General features: G+C 61.9%; 12 protein-coding genes. 7 read left to right on the top strand and 5 right to left on the bottom strand.

Features of this window, described 5'->3' with window-relative positions; all coding sequences use genetic code 11:
* Positions 1-47 precede the first annotated feature (47 nt).
* The 5 genes from D1227_RS12210 (at position 48) to D1227_RS12190 (ending at position 7,828) form a co-directional block, all read left to right on the top strand.
* On the top strand, positions 48-989 hold the full coding sequence (locus tag D1227_RS12210) for an SMP-30/gluconolactonase/LRE family protein (RefSeq protein WP_233350160.1): 942 nt from the start codon (positions 48-50) through the stop codon (positions 987-989).
* Between the two features lie 313 nt (positions 990-1,302).
* On the top strand, positions 1,303-4,353 hold the full coding sequence (locus tag D1227_RS12205) for a TonB-dependent receptor (protein WP_233350161.1): 3,051 nt from the start codon (positions 1,303-1,305) through the stop codon (positions 4,351-4,353).
* 178 nt (positions 4,354-4,531) lie between these two features.
* Positions 4,532-5,272 (top strand): SapC family protein, encoded by a 741-nt coding sequence (locus D1227_RS12200; RefSeq protein WP_119404874.1) that lies wholly within the window; start codon positions 4,532-4,534, stop codon positions 5,270-5,272.
* Positions 5,269-6,318 (top strand): cupin-like domain-containing protein, encoded by a 1,050-nt coding sequence (locus D1227_RS12195; RefSeq protein WP_119404873.1) that lies wholly within the window; start codon positions 5,269-5,271, stop codon positions 6,316-6,318. Before D1227_RS12200 ends, D1227_RS12195 begins: the two co-directional genes overlap by 4 nt.
* A gap of 7 nt (positions 6,319-6,325) precedes the next feature.
* Positions 6,326-7,828, top strand: coding sequence for a tryptophan halogenase family protein (locus D1227_RS12190; protein ID WP_119404872.1), 1,503 nt, complete (start codon positions 6,326-6,328; stop codon positions 7,826-7,828).
* A 55-nt stretch (positions 7,829-7,883) separates the two neighbouring features.
* Here the strand turns inward: D1227_RS12190 and D1227_RS12185 are convergent, their stop codons facing one another.
* Complete coding sequence (locus D1227_RS12185; protein WP_119404871.1) at positions 7,884-10,610, bottom strand: glycoside hydrolase family 3 C-terminal domain-containing protein; 2,727 nt, start codon at positions 10,608-10,610, stop codon at positions 7,884-7,886.
* A 174-nt stretch (positions 10,611-10,784) separates the two neighbouring features.
* Between D1227_RS12185 and D1227_RS12180 the strand changes: the two genes are divergently transcribed.
* The gene (locus D1227_RS12180; RefSeq protein WP_199288321.1) at positions 10,785-12,935 is read left to right on the top strand and encodes an alpha-glucuronidase family glycosyl hydrolase; all 2,151 of its coding nucleotides are present in this window, start codon (positions 10,785-10,787) and stop codon (positions 12,933-12,935) included.
* A 2-nt stretch (positions 12,936-12,937) separates the two neighbouring features.
* Complete coding sequence (locus tag D1227_RS12175) at positions 12,938-13,807, top strand: SMP-30/gluconolactonase/LRE family protein (RefSeq protein ID WP_119404869.1); 870 nt, start codon at positions 12,938-12,940, stop codon at positions 13,805-13,807.
* A gap of 7 nt (positions 13,808-13,814) precedes the next feature.
* On the opposite strand, the gene yjfF is transcribed toward D1227_RS12175, so the two are convergent.
* From yjfF to D1227_RS12155, 4 genes are read right to left on the bottom strand one after another with little or no spacing between them, the layout of a single operon-like run.
* The gene (gene yjfF, locus D1227_RS12170) at positions 13,815-14,786 is read right to left on the bottom strand and encodes a galactofuranose ABC transporter, permease protein YjfF (protein WP_119404868.1); all 972 of its coding nucleotides are present in this window, start codon (positions 14,784-14,786) and stop codon (positions 13,815-13,817) included.
* Entirely contained in the window at positions 14,783-15,796 is a 1,014-nt protein-coding gene (locus tag D1227_RS12165) for an ABC transporter permease (RefSeq protein WP_119404867.1), read from the bottom strand. The genes yjfF and D1227_RS12165 overlap by 4 nt, the downstream gene beginning before the upstream one ends.
* On the bottom strand, positions 15,793-17,295 hold the full coding sequence (locus D1227_RS12160) for a sugar ABC transporter ATP-binding protein (RefSeq protein WP_119404866.1): 1,503 nt from the start codon (positions 17,293-17,295) through the stop codon (positions 15,793-15,795). Before D1227_RS12160 ends, D1227_RS12165 begins: the two co-directional genes overlap by 4 nt.
* A 4-nt stretch (positions 17,296-17,299) precedes the next feature.
* Complete coding sequence (locus D1227_RS12155) at positions 17,300-18,259, bottom strand: ABC transporter substrate-binding protein (protein ID WP_119404865.1); 960 nt, start codon at positions 18,257-18,259, stop codon at positions 17,300-17,302.
* Positions 18,260-18,281 lie beyond the last annotated feature (22 nt).

Here is an 18,281-nt window from a genome sequence, read left to right as displayed (position 1 = left end):
TTGGCCTCGCGGGCGCCGCAGCGGCGTGCCAGGCACCGGCCCCGTTGGTGAGCGATGAGGGTGCGACCGTCACGCTCGATGTGTTCGATGACGGCTTGCGCGACACTGTCGATCCGGGCGCGAAGCTGATCAAGCGGGCCGAGGGATTCACCTGGAGCGAGGGGCCGGCCTGGGACCCTGTGCGCGCGCGGCTCTACTTCTCCGATGTCCCTCAGAACAAGGCGTGGATGTGGAGCGAGGCGGGCGGCAAGGAACTTTTCCTCGACCCCTCCGGCGCGGCGGAAGCCGAAGGGTTCAGGGAGCCCGGTTCCAATGGCTTGCTGTATGCGAATGACGGATCGCTCCTGGTCTGCAATCACGGGCTCAGGCGCGTCGAGCGGCTGAACATCGAGACACGCGAGCGGTCTGTCGTCGCCGACCAGTTCGACGGAAAACCGTTCAACAGTCCGAATGATGTGATTGAAGCCTCCGATGGTACAATTTACTTCACCGACCCGCCCTACGGTCTGGCGGGGATGAACGACTCGCCGCTGAAGGCCCTGACGTTCAATGGTGTATACAGGCTCCGGCCCGGCGGCACTGTGGAGCTGCTCCTCGATGACATGACATTTCCCAACGGCGTTGCGCTGTCGCCGGACCAGACCCGCCTCTATGTGAGCCAGTCAGATCCGGCCGCGCCGATCCTGCGTGAACTCTCCTTCGATGGGGATGGTGCAATTGCGTCGGATCGAATTCTTTTCGATGCCGCGCCTTTTGCTGAAGATGGCAGCCCAGGCCTGCCTGACGGCATGGCCGTCGATGCCGCCGGTCGAATATTCCTAACAGGCCCGGGCGGGATATTTGTGGTTGCGCCACAGGGGCAGGTCCTCGGACGGATCAGAATGCCCAAAGCGACAGCAAACTGTGCCTTTGGCGGCGACGGTTCGCGTCTGTTCATCACTTCGTCTGACGTGCTGTACGAACTGCCGACGAAGACCATGGGTATCTAGGGTTGTCCGGAAAACAGCCTGTTTGGGCTGTGTTTGTTCGGTCACACCTGCCCCATGGCGGGTCCAGGTTTCACAAGGTTTTTTGTAGAAAACTCAGGAACTTAAGATAGCGCTATCAAAAATTTTGGGAAGGGGATTGTCAGCCCCTCGAAACAATGCTCTGTTAGAGCACGATAGCGCTAACATTATGGCGCATCACCACAAGGATGATCATCCTCGATTGGAAAGAGGGTGGCGAAGGGAGGTAAAAGTGACTTCAAGCAACCAGCGGAGCTATACCCGTCGTACAGGCGCTATCGCGTGGCGTAGCCTTTTGGGGGGTGTATCGGCCGTATCCATCGCGGCGGCGATGCCTGCTCACGCTCAGGACGCCGACGCCGAGTCAGAGGCCCGGCAGGACGTCGTCGTTGTAACGGGCATCCGGTCATCGCTCGAAGAGGCGATGGACATCAAGCGCAACGCCAACGGCGTTGTCGACGCGATTTCCGCCGAAGACATCGGCAAGTTTCCCGACACGAACCTCGCTGAATCGCTTCAGCGCATCACGGGTGTGTCGATCAGCCGGACGAACGGCGAAGGCTCGGAAATCACCGTCCGCGGTTTCGGTCCGGACTTTAACCTCGTCACACTGAACGGGCGCACCATGCCGACCGCGGAAACACGTCTGGTCGGCCAACGCGGCAACTACGGCGCCGGCGGCGACCGGGCATTCGACTTCTCCAACCTCGCATCCGAGGGCGTTAGCGCGCTCGAAGTCTACAAGACGGGTCAGGCCATCCTGCCAACCGGCGGCATCGGTGCCACAGTGAACATCGTGACACAGCGCCCGCTGGACAATGGTCAGTCCGGCTTTGTCGGCTCGGGCCAGATCAAGGGCGTCATCGATGACAGCGTCGTCAACGGCGACGATGTGACCCCGGAACTCTCCGGTATCGCGAGCTGGTCGGATGCAGAGAACCGTATCGGCGTCAGCCTCTTCGGCTCCTACGCCAAGCGCGATTCCGGCGCGCCGACGCAGCAGATCAATGACTGGATTGTCTTTGATCCAGCGGTCGATGGGCCGTTTGAAGACAGCAGCTATGTGCGCGGCGATGGCAGCACGCAGATCACGAATCCGCCGAAGGATGGGCAGCTCTATGCCATTCCGCAGGACAGCCGCTACGACCTGTCCGAACTCTCGCGGGAGCGCATCAACGGTCAGCTGGTCATGCAATTCCGGCCGATGGACAACCTCACCCTGACGGGTGACTACACCTTCGCCCGCAACGACTCCGAAGAGCTCCGTTTCGAACAAACCAACTGGTTCGCGACCCCGTTCGATCAGATCATCTTCAACAATAACGGTCCGGTTGCCTCTGCTGCCTTCATGCAGGAGAACAATAACGGGTCGAAGGATATCGGCTTTGAGCAAACCGATCGTGCGACACGCGATACGCTGAGCTCACTGGGCTTCAATGCCGACTGGGAACTGAACGACGATATGTCGGTCATTTTTGACGCTCACAGCTCGATCTCCAAGTCCCGCGGCAACAATCCGCTGGGGCACAGCGCGACCTTCGTGACGTTCGGTGCGCCGGTGATCCTGAGCCACTCGGTCGACTACCGGTCCGGCTATCCGGTCCAGGACTACACCATCGATGACAGCGTGCGCGGCAACGGCAACGGTATTCTCGATGCCGGCGACCTCGGCACCCAGGTGCAGCGCTCCAGCACCGCGTCGGCGAAGAACAGCATCGACGAACTCGATCTGCGCTTCGAATGGGAACTCGACAATTCCCGCCTCGTCGTGGGCGGTAACTACCGCGACAGTACCTTCGACCGCGCCACGGCGACGACGCAGCAGGACCTCGGCTCCTGGGGCATCGGCAATCCTGGTGATGTGGAGCAGTTCGCACCGGGTCTTGTGACCACCTACTGTCTTCAGTGCGTGTTCGACGATCTGCCGGTCGGCAAGGCGGATACGGCCTTCCGCTCGAGCCCCACGCAGCTCTTCCCGATCTTCCAGGATGCCTATGCGCAGAACGACATCATCCGGGGCGGTTCGAACGACACGGTGAGTGAAGAAATCACATCGCTCTATGCTCAGTTCGAGATGGAGAGCGAATTCTTCAATCGTCCTGCCCGCATCAATGCCGGCCTGCGTTATGAAGAAACAGAGGTCAGCTCTGATACGCTCCAGACCGTTCCGACGGCCATTGTGTGGACGGCTGACAATGATTTCGTCATCCAGAACGGTACCGACCGCGAATCGGTGAGCGGGTCAGGCAGCTATGATTACCTGCTGCCCAACCTGGACTTCCAGATGGACCTCACCGACGACATCGTCGCGCGGGCATCCTTCTCGAAGACGATCGGCCGTGTGGCCTTCTCGAACCTGTTCGCATCGACGACGGCGAATGCGCCCAACCGTCCGACGGTCCTTGGTGGCCAGGTGACGGGCGCATCGCAGAACCCGAATCTCCTGCCGCTTGAATCGGACAACTTCGATCTCTCGCTGGAATGGTACTTCGACGAGTCGAGCTATGTGTCGGTTGGTTACTTCGACAAGCGGGTGAAGAACTTCATCGGTACGGGTGTCGTTGACCGCAACCTGTTCGATCTTCGCGATCCCACTGCGGGGTCAGCGGGTTCCCGATCCGGCGACGCGCTGGACATCATTTCCGATCTTGGCGTTGACCAGTCGGAAGCCAACCTGTTCACCCTTGTTGCCCTGATCGATGCCAATGGTGGCAATGTTGCTGCCGCGCAGGCCGAGTTCCAGTCCCGTCTGGGCACGGACGGCGCTGCCGCGAATGCGCTTCCTCAGAGCTATGTCGACGCCATTCTCGGCCAGTACGATGTGGTTGCAAATGGCGATGACCCGCTCTTCGCCTTTGCGGTGGAGCAGCCGATCAACAACCGGGAAGGCAAGATTGACGGCTTCGAGTTTGCCGGTCAGCACTTCTTCGGCGATACCGGCTTCGGCATTGCCGGCAGCTACACGGTCGTGAATGGCGACGTGGAACTCGATCCGGGCGCGAGCCCGTCCGAGAACCAGTTCGCGCTGACCGGCCTGTCGGACACCTACAACATCACCGGCATCTACGAGAAGTACGGCTTCTCGGCGCGTCTGGCCTACAACTGGCGTGACACCTTCCTCGCGCAGACAAACCAGACCGGTGACCGTTCCGGTATCTATGTCGAGGACTATGGCCAGTGGGATATGAATGTCAGCTACGACATCACCGACCAGATTGCCGTGTCCTTCGAGGCGATCAACCTGACCGGCGAGGACCAGCGGACCTACCACCGTGTGCCTGAGCAGGTCTACTACGCCTACGAACTGTCGCCGCGTTACATTCTGTCAGCGCGCTACAGATTCTAGAGAAGTCGCCTCGGACACCAGGTCCGTTGGCGGTCAAAAAGAAAGGTCGCCGGTTTCCTCCCCCGGCGGCCTTTCCGCTATTGAATTACATGCCATTTGTGCAGAGTGTCAGGGCTTGCGGCTGTCAGCGGGAAGCGGACCCGGCCAGTCTGACGGGCATCAAAGAACGGAGCCAGGCGTGTCCAATACCGTCCTTCTGAACAATGTCGATCATGCCGACCTGAAGGTCAGCACAGCGCGTGGAGAAGAGTTCGGGGACGGCGTCAATCAGGCCGTGGTCGTCCCGACCGAGTTTCTGGAGCTGCAGCGCGAATTCCCGATCCTGCTGAAGAAGGATCCGGCCGGCGCCTATCAGGCGGTCGTGTTGCTTGGCTTTGACAGCGGGGAGAACCTGTATCTCGACGGCGACCGCTGGGTGTCATCATACATTCCAGCCATTCTGGCGCGCGGGCCTTTCACGATCAGGATGGCCTCCCAGGAGGATCAGGCGCAGTCTGAGCCCATGATCAATGTCGATCTCGATCATCCTGCGGTCGGCGATGAGAATGGCGTACCCCTGTTTCTCAAGCATGGCGGCAATTCTCCCTATCTCGAGCACGTCGCAGGCATCCTCCGGCGACTGCATGCCGGAGTGGAAGTGCGAAAGCCGCTCTTCGCGGCTCTTGAGAAATTCAACCTCATCGAGCCGGTCAATATCGAAGGCGAATTCGGTGAGGGCATGACCTTCAGCATACCGGGGTTTTCGGCGGTCAGCATCGAACGGCTGAATGAACTGGATGCCGAGGCCCTGCATCAGCTGAACCGGGCAGGCTACCTCTACGCGGCTTACATGATGGTCGCTTCGCTGAACAATATCAGCCGTCTCATCCAGATGAAGGCGAGGAAGGTTGCCGCGCAGTCAAGTGGGGGCTCAGGTTGAACACGGCCAGCTTTCTCGAAAACGCAAGCCGCACCGAAATCCTGGAGGTTTCGGGCCCTGGCGGGATACCGTTTGCGAGAATTATAGAGGCTGACAGGCCGGTCATCGTCCGCGGTGTCGGGCGGCAATGGCCGATCGTGAAGGCGGGGCTCGACGGGCCGGACGCCGCGATGGACTACCTCGCCCAGTTTTACAGTGGCCGGCCGCTGGTCCTCTACACCCTTGCACCGGAAGCCGAAGGCCAGCCCTTTTACGACGAGACCGTTACCGCGATGAATTTTCAGCGGTCGCAGGTTTCGCTTGAGGCATTTTTCTCCGCTGTCAGACAAACTTTCGGGCAGCCGAACCCGCCCGGCTACTATGTTCAGTCTACGGATCAGATGCTGTTCTTTCCTGGCTTCGAGGCTGAGAACGGTATCGATCTGGCGCCGCTTGCGCCCTTCGCCAAGGCGCCGCCCGTCGTTTCGCTCTGGCTCGGCGGCAAGACGACGGCCCGGGCGCATTACGACATGTCGAACAATATCGCCGTCTGCCTGGCCGGGCGGCGGCGGTTCATCCTGTTTCCGCCCGACCAGGTTCACAATCTCTATCCGGGACCTCTGGCGCCGACGCCGGGCGGGCAGGTCATCAGCATGGTCGACATTCACAATCCCGATCTCGATGCGCATCCAAAATTCGAGGAGGCTGCGCAAGCCGCGCAGATCGCCGATCTCGAACCGGGTGACTTGCTGATGTATCCCGCGCTCTGGTGGCATCAGGTTGAAGCCAGGGAGCCGTTCAATATCCTCCTGAATTACTGGTGGAATGCGGTACCATCCTATGCGGACTCGCCAATGAACACCTTGCTGCACGGGCTGCTGAGCCTGCGCGACCGTCCTGCTTCCGAGAAGGCCGCCTGGCGCGAGATGTTCGACTATTACGTGTTCGGTGACGCCGGCCAGGCCGGGGCGCACCTGCCAGGGGCTGCGCGCGGTCCGCTGGGCGAAATCGATGAGATGATGGCGCGCCGCCTTCGCGCAGAGGTGCTGCGCAAACTGAACCGTTGAGAACCTCATGAGTGATACGCAGACAAATCTGGTGAAGCGCGTTGTGATTGCCGGTGGCGGCACGGCGGGCTGGATTGCGGCGGCAGGACTGTCGCACCATCTCGGCCCGGCGCTTGAGATCACGCTCATTGAATCCGACACGATCGGCACGGTCGGCGTTGGTGAAGCGACCATCCCGACGCAACGCACTTTCCATGCGCATCTGGGCCTTCGCGAAGCCGATTTCATGAAGGCCACCGGCGCGACCTTCAAGCTTGGTATCGAGTTCGAAGGCTGGCTGAAGCCCGGCCATCGCTACATCCACTCGTTTGGCACGCTCGGCCGCCACACCTGGGTGGCGCCTTTTCATCATCTCTGGCTGCATGCGAAGAGCCATGGGTTTGGCGGCTCGCTCGACGACTATTGCCTCGAGCTCAAGGCCGCGCGGGCGGACAAGTTCTACACCGCGCCGGACAAGTCGGTGCTCAACTATGCCTACCACCTCGACGCGACGGCCTATGCGCGATTCCTGCGGGCCTTCAGTGAGCAGAAGGGCGTGCGGCGCGTCGAAGGCCTGATCGAGCATGTCGAGCAATCGGGTGAGACCGGCTTCATCGAAGCGCTGAAGCTGCAATCGGGCGAACGCATCGAGGGCGATCTCTTCATCGACTGCACAGGCTTTCGTGGATTGCTGATCGAGCAGGCGCTGAAGACCGGTTTCGACGACTGGAGCGACTGGCTTCCGATGAATGCTGCGGTGGCCGCGCAGTCGGAGGCGACCGGGCCGGCCATCCCCTATACCCGCGCGATTGCCCATGAGGGCGGGTGGCGCTGGCGGATCCCGCTTCAGCACCGTGTTGGCAATGGCATCGTTTTCGACAGCAATTACCTCGATCCGGATGAGGCCGAGAAGAAACTGCGAGACGCCATCGACGGGCCGCTGCGCACCGACCCGCGTCTGATCCGCTTCCGGACAGGGCGCCGCAAGCGTGCCTGGAACAAGAACTGTGTCGCACTCGGCCTGTCGGGCGGCTTTCTGGAGCCGCTGGAATCGACCAGCATCCACCTCATCCAGCGCGGTGTCGCCGATCTCGTCGCACTCTTTCCCTATCACGGCGTGACGGAGGACCTTGCGAACCTCTTCAGCCGCAAGATGAACCGCGAACTCGAACAGGTGCGCGACTTCCTGATCCTTCACTACAAGCTGACCGAGCGCGAGGATTCCGATTTCTGGCGCGGGCGCAAGGCGATGGATATCCCGGATACGCTCGCCGAACGGATCGCGCTGTTCCGGGAGAGCGCCTATGCCTATCACAATTGCGACGAGCTGTTCCTGACCGACTCCTGGGTCCAGGTCATGATGGGGCAGGGGCTTTACCCGACCGGGTGGCATGCGGTCGGACACATGTTCCCCGATGACAAACTCAAAGGGGCGCTCGATGGGCAGCGTGCGCAGATCGAGCGGGCCGTGCAGCAATTGCCCGCGCATGAGGATTTCGTCCGGCAATACTGCCCCGTGACGCCCGCATAGAAAAAAGGCGGACGCTCCCGCGCCCGCCGCCAATCAGTTCTGGCAGGTCCGGTGGCTAGTCGCCGGCAACCGCGACCTCGACCGATGAGACATTTTCGGCAAAGCCCGGCTGGCCACCGCCTGCGGAGACTGTGAAGCTTCCTGCCTCCGGGAAGGTGAGATTGCCGTTCTCGTCATGATAGCCGACCTGGCTTGCCGGGACCGTCACTTCAACACTCGCGGTTTCACCGGGCTGGAGATCGACAACGTCAAATCCGACGAGTTCGACCTTCGGCACCGACCGGTTCGGGCGGTCGGTGCGAGTGAGGTAGACCTGCACGACTTCCCGGCCGGCCATGTCACCGGAATTGGTCACGTCGACGCTGACGGTAAGGTCTTCGCTCGGCACGTAATCGCCCGCGACGCCGACATCGGAATAGCTGAACGCGGTATAGCTCAGCCCATGCCCGAACGGGTAGAGCGGCTCGCCCTCGAAATACTTGTAGGTCCTGTTTTCCATCGAATAGTCGAGGAAATCCGGAAGGTCTTCGACGGACTTGTAGAAGGTCACCGGCAGGCGCCCGGATGGGCTGTATTCGCCCCAGAGCAGGTCGGCGATCGCCTCGCCGGCCTTTTCACCGGGATAGAAGGCCTGCACGATGGCGGGCAGGTTTTCATCTTCCCAGTTGAGCGCCATCGCACTGCCCGAGAAGTTGACCATCACGACCGGTTTGCCCGTTGCGTGAAGCTTCTTGACGAGCGCTTCCTGCGGCGCGGGCAGCTTCAGATGCGTGCGGTCCCCGCCAAGGAAGCCGTCGAGCTCGACCCCCATTTCCTCGCCTTCAAGATTGGCGTCGATGCCGCCGAAATACAGGATGACATCAGCGTCCTCGGTAGCGGCGAGGGCTTCGGCCTCCAGGTCACGCGAGACGTTTGTCCAGTTGAGATAGGCGTATTTGTCGAGTTGGTCGCGCGGCCAGCCGCTATCGAAATTCAGCGTCATCGTGAACGGATAGCGCTCACCTGCTTTCATTTCGACATCATCGGTTTCGCCGACTTCGCGGCCATCGATTTCGACCTTTGACCAGCGAGACGGCTGGAAGCGGTAGACGCCATCTTCTTCAGGGACGATTACGCCTTGCCAGATGGCGCCGAACTCATCGTTGAGGCCGTTCGTCCCGGGCGTGCGCTCCCAGTAGAAGTCGATGTTGTCCTCGACCTGTTCGAGCAATGGCTCGCCGGAGATGAACTTGTCCTCGTAATAGGCAGCCTGAACGCCGGAAACGAGCTCGCCGCTCTCGTCTTCATGGAAGAGCACATTCGCCGGCACCGGCTTGTAGTCGGAGTAGATGTCGCCAGCGATGGTAGAGCCGAGCGCATAGGTGACATTTTCCTCGCCGACCTTGGCCTTTATCCCTTCCAGCGCCGTGACCGGCTGGGTGGGGCGGCCATAATAGTTGGCGACCAGCGTCCACCAATTGTCGGCATTCGGCCCGATCACGGCGACTTTCGTATCGTCCGCGAGCGGCAAGATGCCGTCATTCTTCAGCAGGACGAGGGATTTGCGCGCTGTCTCTTCCGACAGCGCGATGTTCTCATCGCTTGCGACGATATCAATCGAAGTATCTGCATACGGAACGAGGGATGGGTCGTCATACATGCCCAGGCGGAAGAGCGCTGTGTACAGACGGATGACCGATTGATCGATCGTCTCTTCATCGATCAGTCCCTGCGCCACGGCTTCCGGCAGGGCGTCCATCTTGTTGCCTTCACCGTCACCGCAATTGAGGTCGGTGCCCATCTTCACGGCAACGGCGGCTGCTTCGGCGCGCGTGTCGACATAATCATGCGCGACATAGGGCGCTTCGCCCGCTGCGACTTTCTCCTCATCATAGTAGAAGTCGCCGATTGCGCCGCAGTCCGACACGACATAGCCATCAAAGCCGAGATCGCCGCGCAGGAGATCGACCATCAGGCGTTCGGATGCACAGGCCGGGGCGCCCCAGACGGCATTGTAGGCGCACATGACCGATTCCACGTCAGCTTCATCCATCGCCATCTTGAAGGCCGGCAGATAGGTCTCCCAGAGGTCGGCATCGGTCGCGACATAGTCGTCCCGGTGGCGGGACGGTTCCGGGCCGGAGTGAACGGCATAGTGTTTCACGGTCGCCACGGCCTTCAGATACTTGTCGTCATCGCCCTGGATGCCATTGACGAAATTGACGGCCATGCGGCCCGTCAGGAACGGGTCCTCGCCATAGGTTTCCTGGCCGCGGCCCCAGCGGGGATCGCGGAAAATGTTGATATTGGGCGACCAGAAGGTGAGGCCGCCATACATGGCGTAGACGTCTTCGGCGGCGTAATAATGATGCTTCGCGCGGCCTTCGTCGGAGATGGTCGTCGCCACCTCAAGCATCAGGTCCTCGTCCCAGGTTGCGGCAAGGCCGATGGCCTGCGGGAAGACCGTAGCATGACCGGCGCGGGCCACACCGTGCAGCGCTTCGTTCCACCAGTTGTATTCATGGATGCCAAGGCGCGGAATGGCGGCGGCCTTGTCGTACATCTGGGACGCTTTTTCTTCCAGCGTCATGCGCGAGACGAGATCTTTCGCGCGCTCTTCCGGTGACAGGTCCGGGTTCATGTAAGGCAGAACGGCGGGCGCCTCAGCGGCCTGTGTGTCCTGCGCCGCTGGCGCTGCCCCGGTTTGTCCGGCCGTTGTCGCGTCATTGGCGTTACAGGCCGTCAGCATCGCGATGGCGCATGTTGTGGCCAGCCAGCTGCTTCTGGAAAATGCGTTTTTCATTGAGTTCTATCCTCCCGAGGACGAGTTGGGGCGTAGGGAGCCCGCGGTGGGCGCATGGATTTTGCGCGTGCTTGTTGCTGAAAATGTTGTACGCTAACATTTCTACCGGCGACAACCCGCAACCCGCCGATTCCGGCCATTCCGGAGATAAAAAATGACAATGGGAGGAATGCGATGCGCTTCAGAGCTATGGCCCTTGCTGCGCTGGCGACGGTACTGATCGTCCCGCTGGCGCAGGCGGAAGATGGATACCGGCTCTGGCTGCGATACACGGCCCCTGCGAGCGGTGTTGCCTATACGCCTTCGAACATTGTCACGGGCTGCGATGATCCGTCTCCCACCATCCGGAAATCGCTGGATGAGCTGGATATCGCATTCGAGTCCCTGACCGGAAACAAGCTGCCGCGCGGCGAAGCGCCTGGCCGGGGGTCGCTTGTCCTGGCAAGTGCAGCCTGCACCGATGGCCTTGCGCAAACCGATCGCCCGGACGTCTCGGGTCTGGGGCGGGATGGCTACACCATCAGCACCCTGGCCACAGGTGACGGTGATGCCGTGCTGATTGCGGGCCAGTCGGACGCCGGCCTGATGTATGGCGTTTTCGATCTTCTGATGCGGACCTCGCGCGGTGAAGATGTGCGCGGCCTCTCCGTTGAGGAGGCGCCCTCTGTCGACCTCCGGCTGTTGAACCATTGGGATGATCTCGACCGTCATGTCGAGCGCGGCTATGCGGGCCAATCGATCTGGAACTGGCACCTCCTGCCGGATTTTCTCGACCGGCGCTATGAGGACTATGCCCGCGCCAATGCGTCGATCGGGATCAATGGTGTGTCCCTGACCAATGTGAATGCCGACGCGACCGTGCTGACGCCGCCATACCTGGAGAAAGTCGCGGCGCTGGCCGATGTATTCCGGCCCTATGGGATCAAGGTGTATCTCACCGCGCGTTTCTCAGCGCCCATGGAGCTGGGCGGGCTGCCGACGGCGGACCCGGTCAACGAAGATGTGCAGGAATGGTGGCAGGCCAAGGCGGACGAGATCTATGCCCGCATTCCCGACTTCGGCGGCTTTCTCGTCAAGGCGAACTCGGAAGGCCAGCCCGGCCCGCAGGACTATGGCCGCAGCCATGCCGAGGGCGCCAACATGCTGGCCGACGCGCTTGAGCCCCATGGCGGCGTCGTGATGTGGCGCGCCTTCGTCTATTCGGCCGAGGAGCCGGAGGACCGGGTCAAGCAGGCCTATACGGAATTCAAACCCTTGGACGGGGCCTTCCGCGATAATGTCATCGTCCAGGTGAAGAATGGACCGCTCGACTTCCAGCCACGCGAGCCCTTCCATCCGCTTTTTGGCGCAATGGAAGTCACACCGCTGGCGCTCGAGCTTCAGGTCACCAAGGAGTATCTCGGCTTCTCGACGCATCTCGCCTATCTCGGCACGCTTTGGGAGGAGGTGCTGTCGGCAGACACCTACGCTTACGGTCAGGGATCGACGGTCGCGAAAGTCGTCGATGGAGCGCTGACGGGCGAACCGCTGACCGCCATCGCTGGCGTTTCGAATATTGGCAGTGACCGGAACTGGACCGGTTCGCATTTCGATCAGGCCAATTGGTACGCTTTCGGCCGTCTGGCCTGGGATCCGGAGGCGTCGGCAGAAAGAATTGCGCGGGACTGGGCGGCATTGACCTTCAGTACGGGGCCCGAGGCGCGTGACGTGATCGTGGACATGATGATGGCGTCGCGCGAGGCGGTGGTGAACTACATGACACCGCTCGGGCTCACCCATCTCATGGGCACAGGGCACCATTATGGGCCGGCACCCTGGGTGGACGATCTCGGCCGGGCGGACTGGACGCCCTATTACTATCACCGCGCCACAAAGGAAGCGATCGGGTTCGACCGGACGCAGACGGGCTCCAATGCCATCGCGCAGTATGCCGAACCGTTGCGGGAGAATTGGTCCGATATCGCCACGACCCCTGAGGAACTGCTCCTCTGGTTCCACCGCGTGCCATGGGACCATGAGATGAAATCCGGGCGCACGCTCTGGGAGGCGCTGGTCGATCACTATGATCGTGGCGTGTCCCAGGTGGGCGAGCTGAAGGTGCACTGGCAGTCTCTCGAGGGCGCCATTGATCGCGAGCGGTTTCGGGAGGTTTCGGCCTATCTCGACATTCAGTCAAAGGAGGCCCGCTGGTGGCGGGACGCTTCACTGGCTTACTGGATGAGCGTCAACGGACTTGATTTGCCTGCAGGGACGGAACCGCCCGCGCACGACCTGGGATACTACAAGGCACTCGAATTCCCCAATGCGCCGGGCCAAGGCGAATAGGCATGATCGAAGTTGAGCTGATCGACATCATCGATGTCGCCAATACGTTGGGCGAGGGTGTTGTCTGGCGGGCGAGCGACCAGACGGTCTGGTGGACCGATATTCAGGAAAGCCGGATGTTTCGCCTGACCTGGCCGGTGGGCTCGGTACAGTCTTTTGGCCTACCTGAGCGCCTGGGATCCTTTGGCCTCGTTGAAGGCGATGACAGCCGGTTTGTCTGCGCCTTCGAGAGCGGGTTTGCGCTTTTCGAGCCGGAAACCGGCAAGATCGACTGGCTTGCGCGGCCGCCCGAACTTGAGGCTCACAATGTGCGGCTGAATGATGGAAAGGTTGGTCCGGACGGGAGTTTCTGGGCAGGATCCATGCATGAAGGGGGCGGTGAAACGCCCTGCGAGACAGGCTTTTACCGGCTGGCCGGGGCGTCTGGCGTCAGGCTGGAGATACCGGGACTGGGCATACCGAATGGCCTGGCCTGGTCTCCATCCGGCGATGCAATGTATTATGCCGATACGATGGAAGGCGTCATCCGCCGGCGCGATGAAAAAGGCGCATCATCTGTCTTCGCGAAGCCGCAGCAGGGGGCGCCGGATGGCGCAACGGTCGACAGCGAAGGGCGTTACTGGTCTGCGCTGTGGGGCGGTGGCAGGCTTGCCGTCTTCTCGCCGGATGGCGACGCGCTCAGTGCGATTGACTTGCCTGCGCCGCAACCGACTTGTCCCGCCTTTGGCGGTCCAGACATGAACCTTGTCTTCGTGACGTCCGCACGGGAGGGGCTTGATGGGCAAAGCCTGAGCGCGCTTCCGAAATCTGGTGGCCTGTTCGTGCTGCGAACGAATGCGCGCGGACTTCCTGGATATCGCTATCGGGTGTAGCAGACCGTCATTCGCGGGCGGACCCTGTCGCAGCCCTGGTGGGTATCCGGATCCTCTGGAGACAGACAAATATGAGCACCAGGACGCCGATGACGATCTTGGTCCACCAGCTGTTCAGCGAGCCGTTGAAGGCGATGTAGGTCTGCACAAGACCCATCAGCATCACGCCGACAAGCGTGCCGATCACATAGCCATAGCCCCCGGTGAGCAGCGTGCCGCCGATGACCACTGCGGCAATCGCATCCAGCTCGAGACCGACAGCGGCGAGGGCGTAGCCCGATGAGGTGTAGAAGGAAAACATGATCCCGGCGAGAGCGGCGAGGAAGGAACTGAGGGCATAGATGCCGATCGTGGTGCGCGCGACAGGCACAGCCATCAGGCGGGCCGATTCCGCATTGCCGCCCATGGCGTAGACATAGGTTCCAAATCGCCTGTAGTGGGCAAGGATGAGAGCGCCGGCGAGCACGATGACGAGCATGATCGCCTGAGCGCTTATGAAGGCGCGGCCCGGCAGCATGACGCCCGCCGCGTTTACCGCGTCATAGACAGAATGCTCGATGGGCACGGAGCGTTCGCTGACCACGACGGCGAGCCCCCGCATCAGGAACATGCCGGCAAGCGTCACGATGAAGGGTTGTAGCCTGTAAAAGTGGATCAGGCATCCCATGCCGGCGCCGAACGTCCCGCCGATGACCAGCACGAGCGGAAATACCAGCCATAGCGGCCAGCCCGCCTGTATGAGGACGGCGGTCAGCACGCCGGTGAAGGCGATGACCGCCCCAACCGACAGGTCGATGCCGCCGGACAGGATGACGAAGGTCATGCCGATGGCGGTCACCGCGAGAAAGGCATTGTCGGTGAACAGGTTGAGGAAGACACGCAGCGTACCGAAGCCGTCATACTGCAGCGCGCCGAGGATGAAGAGCGCTGCGAAGAGACCTGCGGTGACGAGGACGGGCGCGTGGCGGGCCGGGATCATGCGGTGAACCTCCTGCGCAGCGAGGCAAGTTGGGCCTGCGCGACCGGCGACTGCAGCATCAGAACGGCGACAATCACGGCCGACTTGATCACCAGGTTGAACTTCGGCGGAATGCCCGACAACACGACGGCGGTATTGAGCGACTGGATGATAAGCGCGCCAACAACAGCGAGCACGAGCGAATACCGCCCGCCCATCAGGCTGGTGCCGCCGATGACGACGGCGAGGATGGCGTCGAGCTCGATCCAGAGGCCGACATTGTTCGCATCGGCGCCCTGGATGTCGGCGGTTGCGACGAGGCCTGCGAGCGCCGCGCAGAGGCCGGCAATCGCGTAGACAGTCAGCTTGATGGCGCGCACGGGAACGCCGGCATAGTGGCTCGCCGAGGCATTTGCGCCAACCGCCTCAACGAACAGGCCGAGCGCTGTCCGGCGGGTGATCAACAGCATCGCAGCGAGAACGAACAGGACCAGCCAGACTGGCATGGGCAGGCCGAGCAGTGTGCCGACCCCGACAAAGGCGAAGGCCTCGTTCTGGAAGGTGATGATCTGGCCATCGTTCAGGAGCTGCGCGACGCCGCGCCCGGCGACGAGCAGGATGAGGGTCGCGACAATCGGCTGGATTCCAAACCCCGCGACGAGCGTGCCGTTCAACAGCCCGGCGGCAAGGCCTGCGCCGAGGCCGGCGAGGATGATCAGCGGCGCGGGCAGGTCCGTCCCGACAATGAGATTGGCCGCGACGGCGCCCGCAATCGCCATCACGGCTCCGACCGACAAGTCGATTCCGCCAGTAGCAATGACGAGCGACATGCCGATGGCGATCAGGGCGACCGGTGCGCCGCGATTGAAGATATCGATGACGCCGCCGAACACTCGCCCGTCCTGAATGGTGAAAGCAAAGAAGCCCGGATTGACGATGATGATGACCAGCCAGATGAGGCCGAGCGCGACCAGCGGCCAGAGCGCGCCGTGGCGCTGCAGTGTGGAAATGATCGACTTCGGCCCGGTCATGAGGCAATCGCCTGCAAGACGGCGTCCTCTGTGATGTCCTCGCCTTCGATCATTGCGATCTGGCGGAAGTCGCGCAGCACGATGACGCGGTGGCTGAAGGCGACGAGTTCTTCCAGTTCCGAAGACGTCACAATCAACGCCATTCCGCGCTCGCAGAGCTGGTGGATGAGGCGCAGGATTTCAGCATGAGCGCCGACATCAATGCCGCGTGTCGGCTCGTCCAGGAGCAGCACATCCGGCGCGATGGCGAGCCAGCGCGCGAGGATGACCTTTTGCTGGTTGCCGCCACTGAGAAGGCGGACGGGCTTGTCGGCGTCAGGTGTCGCAATCTTGAAATCGGTAATCGCCTTCTCGGCCATGGCGCGCTTCTCACGGGCCGGAATGGGCCGCCACCAGCCGCGCCGGGCCTGCAAGGCGAGGGCAATATTCTCCCGCACGCTAAGCTCGCCCACGATGCCGTTTGCCTTGCGGTCCTCCGGGCACAGCGCGATGCCTTTTGCAATGGCGCCGCGCGGCGATGTGATGTGCACATCGCGGCCATTGCGGCGAATCCGGCCACTGGAAAGCGTGTCGAGACCGAAGAGTGCGCGGCAGACTTCGGTGCGCCCGGAACCGAGCAGGCCGGCAAGACCGATCGCCTCGCCCGATTGCGCCGCCAGGCTGATCTCCTGCACCGAACCCGATACGCAGGCACTGTCCATTTCCAGCGCCGCGTCGTTTCCCTCTGTTACTGTTCCGCGGCTTGCGTGGCTGCTGGCCGTGCCCTGGAGCTCATAGCCCAGCATGTGCTCGACGAGTTTCGGGCGAGGGAGTTCGGCTGTCTCGAACGTCCCGATCTTCCTGCCATTACGCAGCACCGTTATCCGGTCCGATAGCGCATAGACCTGGTCGAGAAAGTGGGTGACGAAGACCACGCCCAGCCCGGCGGTCCGCAGGTCGCGCAGGATGTCGAATAGCACCTCGACTTCGCTGGCATCCAGGCTTGCCGTCGGCTCATCAAGGACAAGAATTTTCGCGCGCTGGTCGACACCTCGGGCAATCGCGACAAGCTGTTGGATGGCGACGGAGAACGCACCCAGCGGGCGGGTCACGTCGATGTCGAGACGGAATCGCTTCAGCGTTTCGCGCGCCTTGGCATTCATCTGCTTCCAGTCGGTCAGGCCGAAGCGCCGCGGCTCGCGCCCGAGCAGGAGGTTCTGCGCGACCGACAGGTTGGGCAGGAGATTGACCTCCTGGTACACCGTACTGATCCCCGCCGCCTGTGCTTCGCCAACCGATTGCGGCGACAGCGTCTCGCCGCCCAGCGACATTTCCCCGCCATCGCGCGGATAGACGCCTGTCAGCACCTTGATCAGTGTCGACTTGCCCGCGCCGTTTTCGCCGAGCAGCGCGTGGACCTCGCCGGGCCTCACCTCGAAGTCGACATCGTCCAGTGCGACGACGCCCGGAAATTCCTTCCGGACCCCGCGGAGGGAGAGTAGCGACGTGGCAGCAGTCATTGGCTCAGCCGGCGGTCCGCTTCTGGTATTCCTCGGCGGCGGTCTCCTGGGTGAAGAGGTCGCCATTCACCGAGATCAGCTTTTCCACGCTCTCGCCGCGCAGATGCGCCTCGATTGCGTCGAAGGCCGGGCCGCCCATATGCGGGCTCAGCTCGACCGTGGCGTTGGTGTCGCCATCGGCCATGGCCTTGAAGATGTCCGGCACGGCATCGACGGAGACGACGAGAATGTCGTCGCCTGGATCGATACCGGCTTCCTTCATGGCGATCACCGCGCCGAGCGCCATCTCGTCATTATGCGCCCAGACCGCGCAGATATCGGCAGGGTCCATGGCGCGCAGGAAGGTCTCCATGATTTCCTTGCCGCGGGCGCGGGTGAAGTCTGCCGTCTGTGTCATGACGATCTCGGCATCGGGGTAGTTGGCGATCACCTCATTGAAGCCGGTCATGCGGTCGATGGCGGCCGTGGCGCCGACCGTGCCCTGTAGCTCGACGATGTCGCAATCGCCGCCCGTCTCTTCCATCAGCCAGCGGCCGGCCTTGCGGCCTTCCTCGACGAAGTCGGACGCAACGCGCGTGAGGTACAGGCTGTCATCTTCGAGCGCCATGTTACGGTCGACGATGACGACCGGGATACCGGCGCGCTTGGCTTCCGTCAGCACGGGCTTCCAGCCGGTTTCGACGACGGGCGCGATGACAATGGCATCGACGCCCTGGGCAATGAAACTGCGCACAGCGCGGATCTGGTTTTCCTGTTTCTGCTGTGCGTCGGAGAATTTCAGGTCGATGCCCCGGTCGCGCGCTTCGGCCTGCACGGCCTGCGTAAACGACGTCCGCCAACCGCTTTCGGAGCCAACCTGAGAGAAACCGACGGTGAGCTGGTCGTCGGCGCCGCCCTCCGAGCTTCCGGAACCGCACCCTGCGATAGCGATAGCGCTAACAATTAGCGTGATAAGCTGTTTCATTTGGCCTCCCGTTTTTCTTTCT

Source organism: Henriciella mobilis (genome assembly GCF_003576315.1).
In the GTDB taxonomy this organism is placed as follows: Bacteria; Pseudomonadota; Alphaproteobacteria; order Caulobacterales; family Hyphomonadaceae; genus Henriciella; species Henriciella mobilis.
The sequence above is the reverse complement of the archived record's forward strand: the minus strand, read 5'-3'. Positions and strand labels throughout refer to the sequence as shown.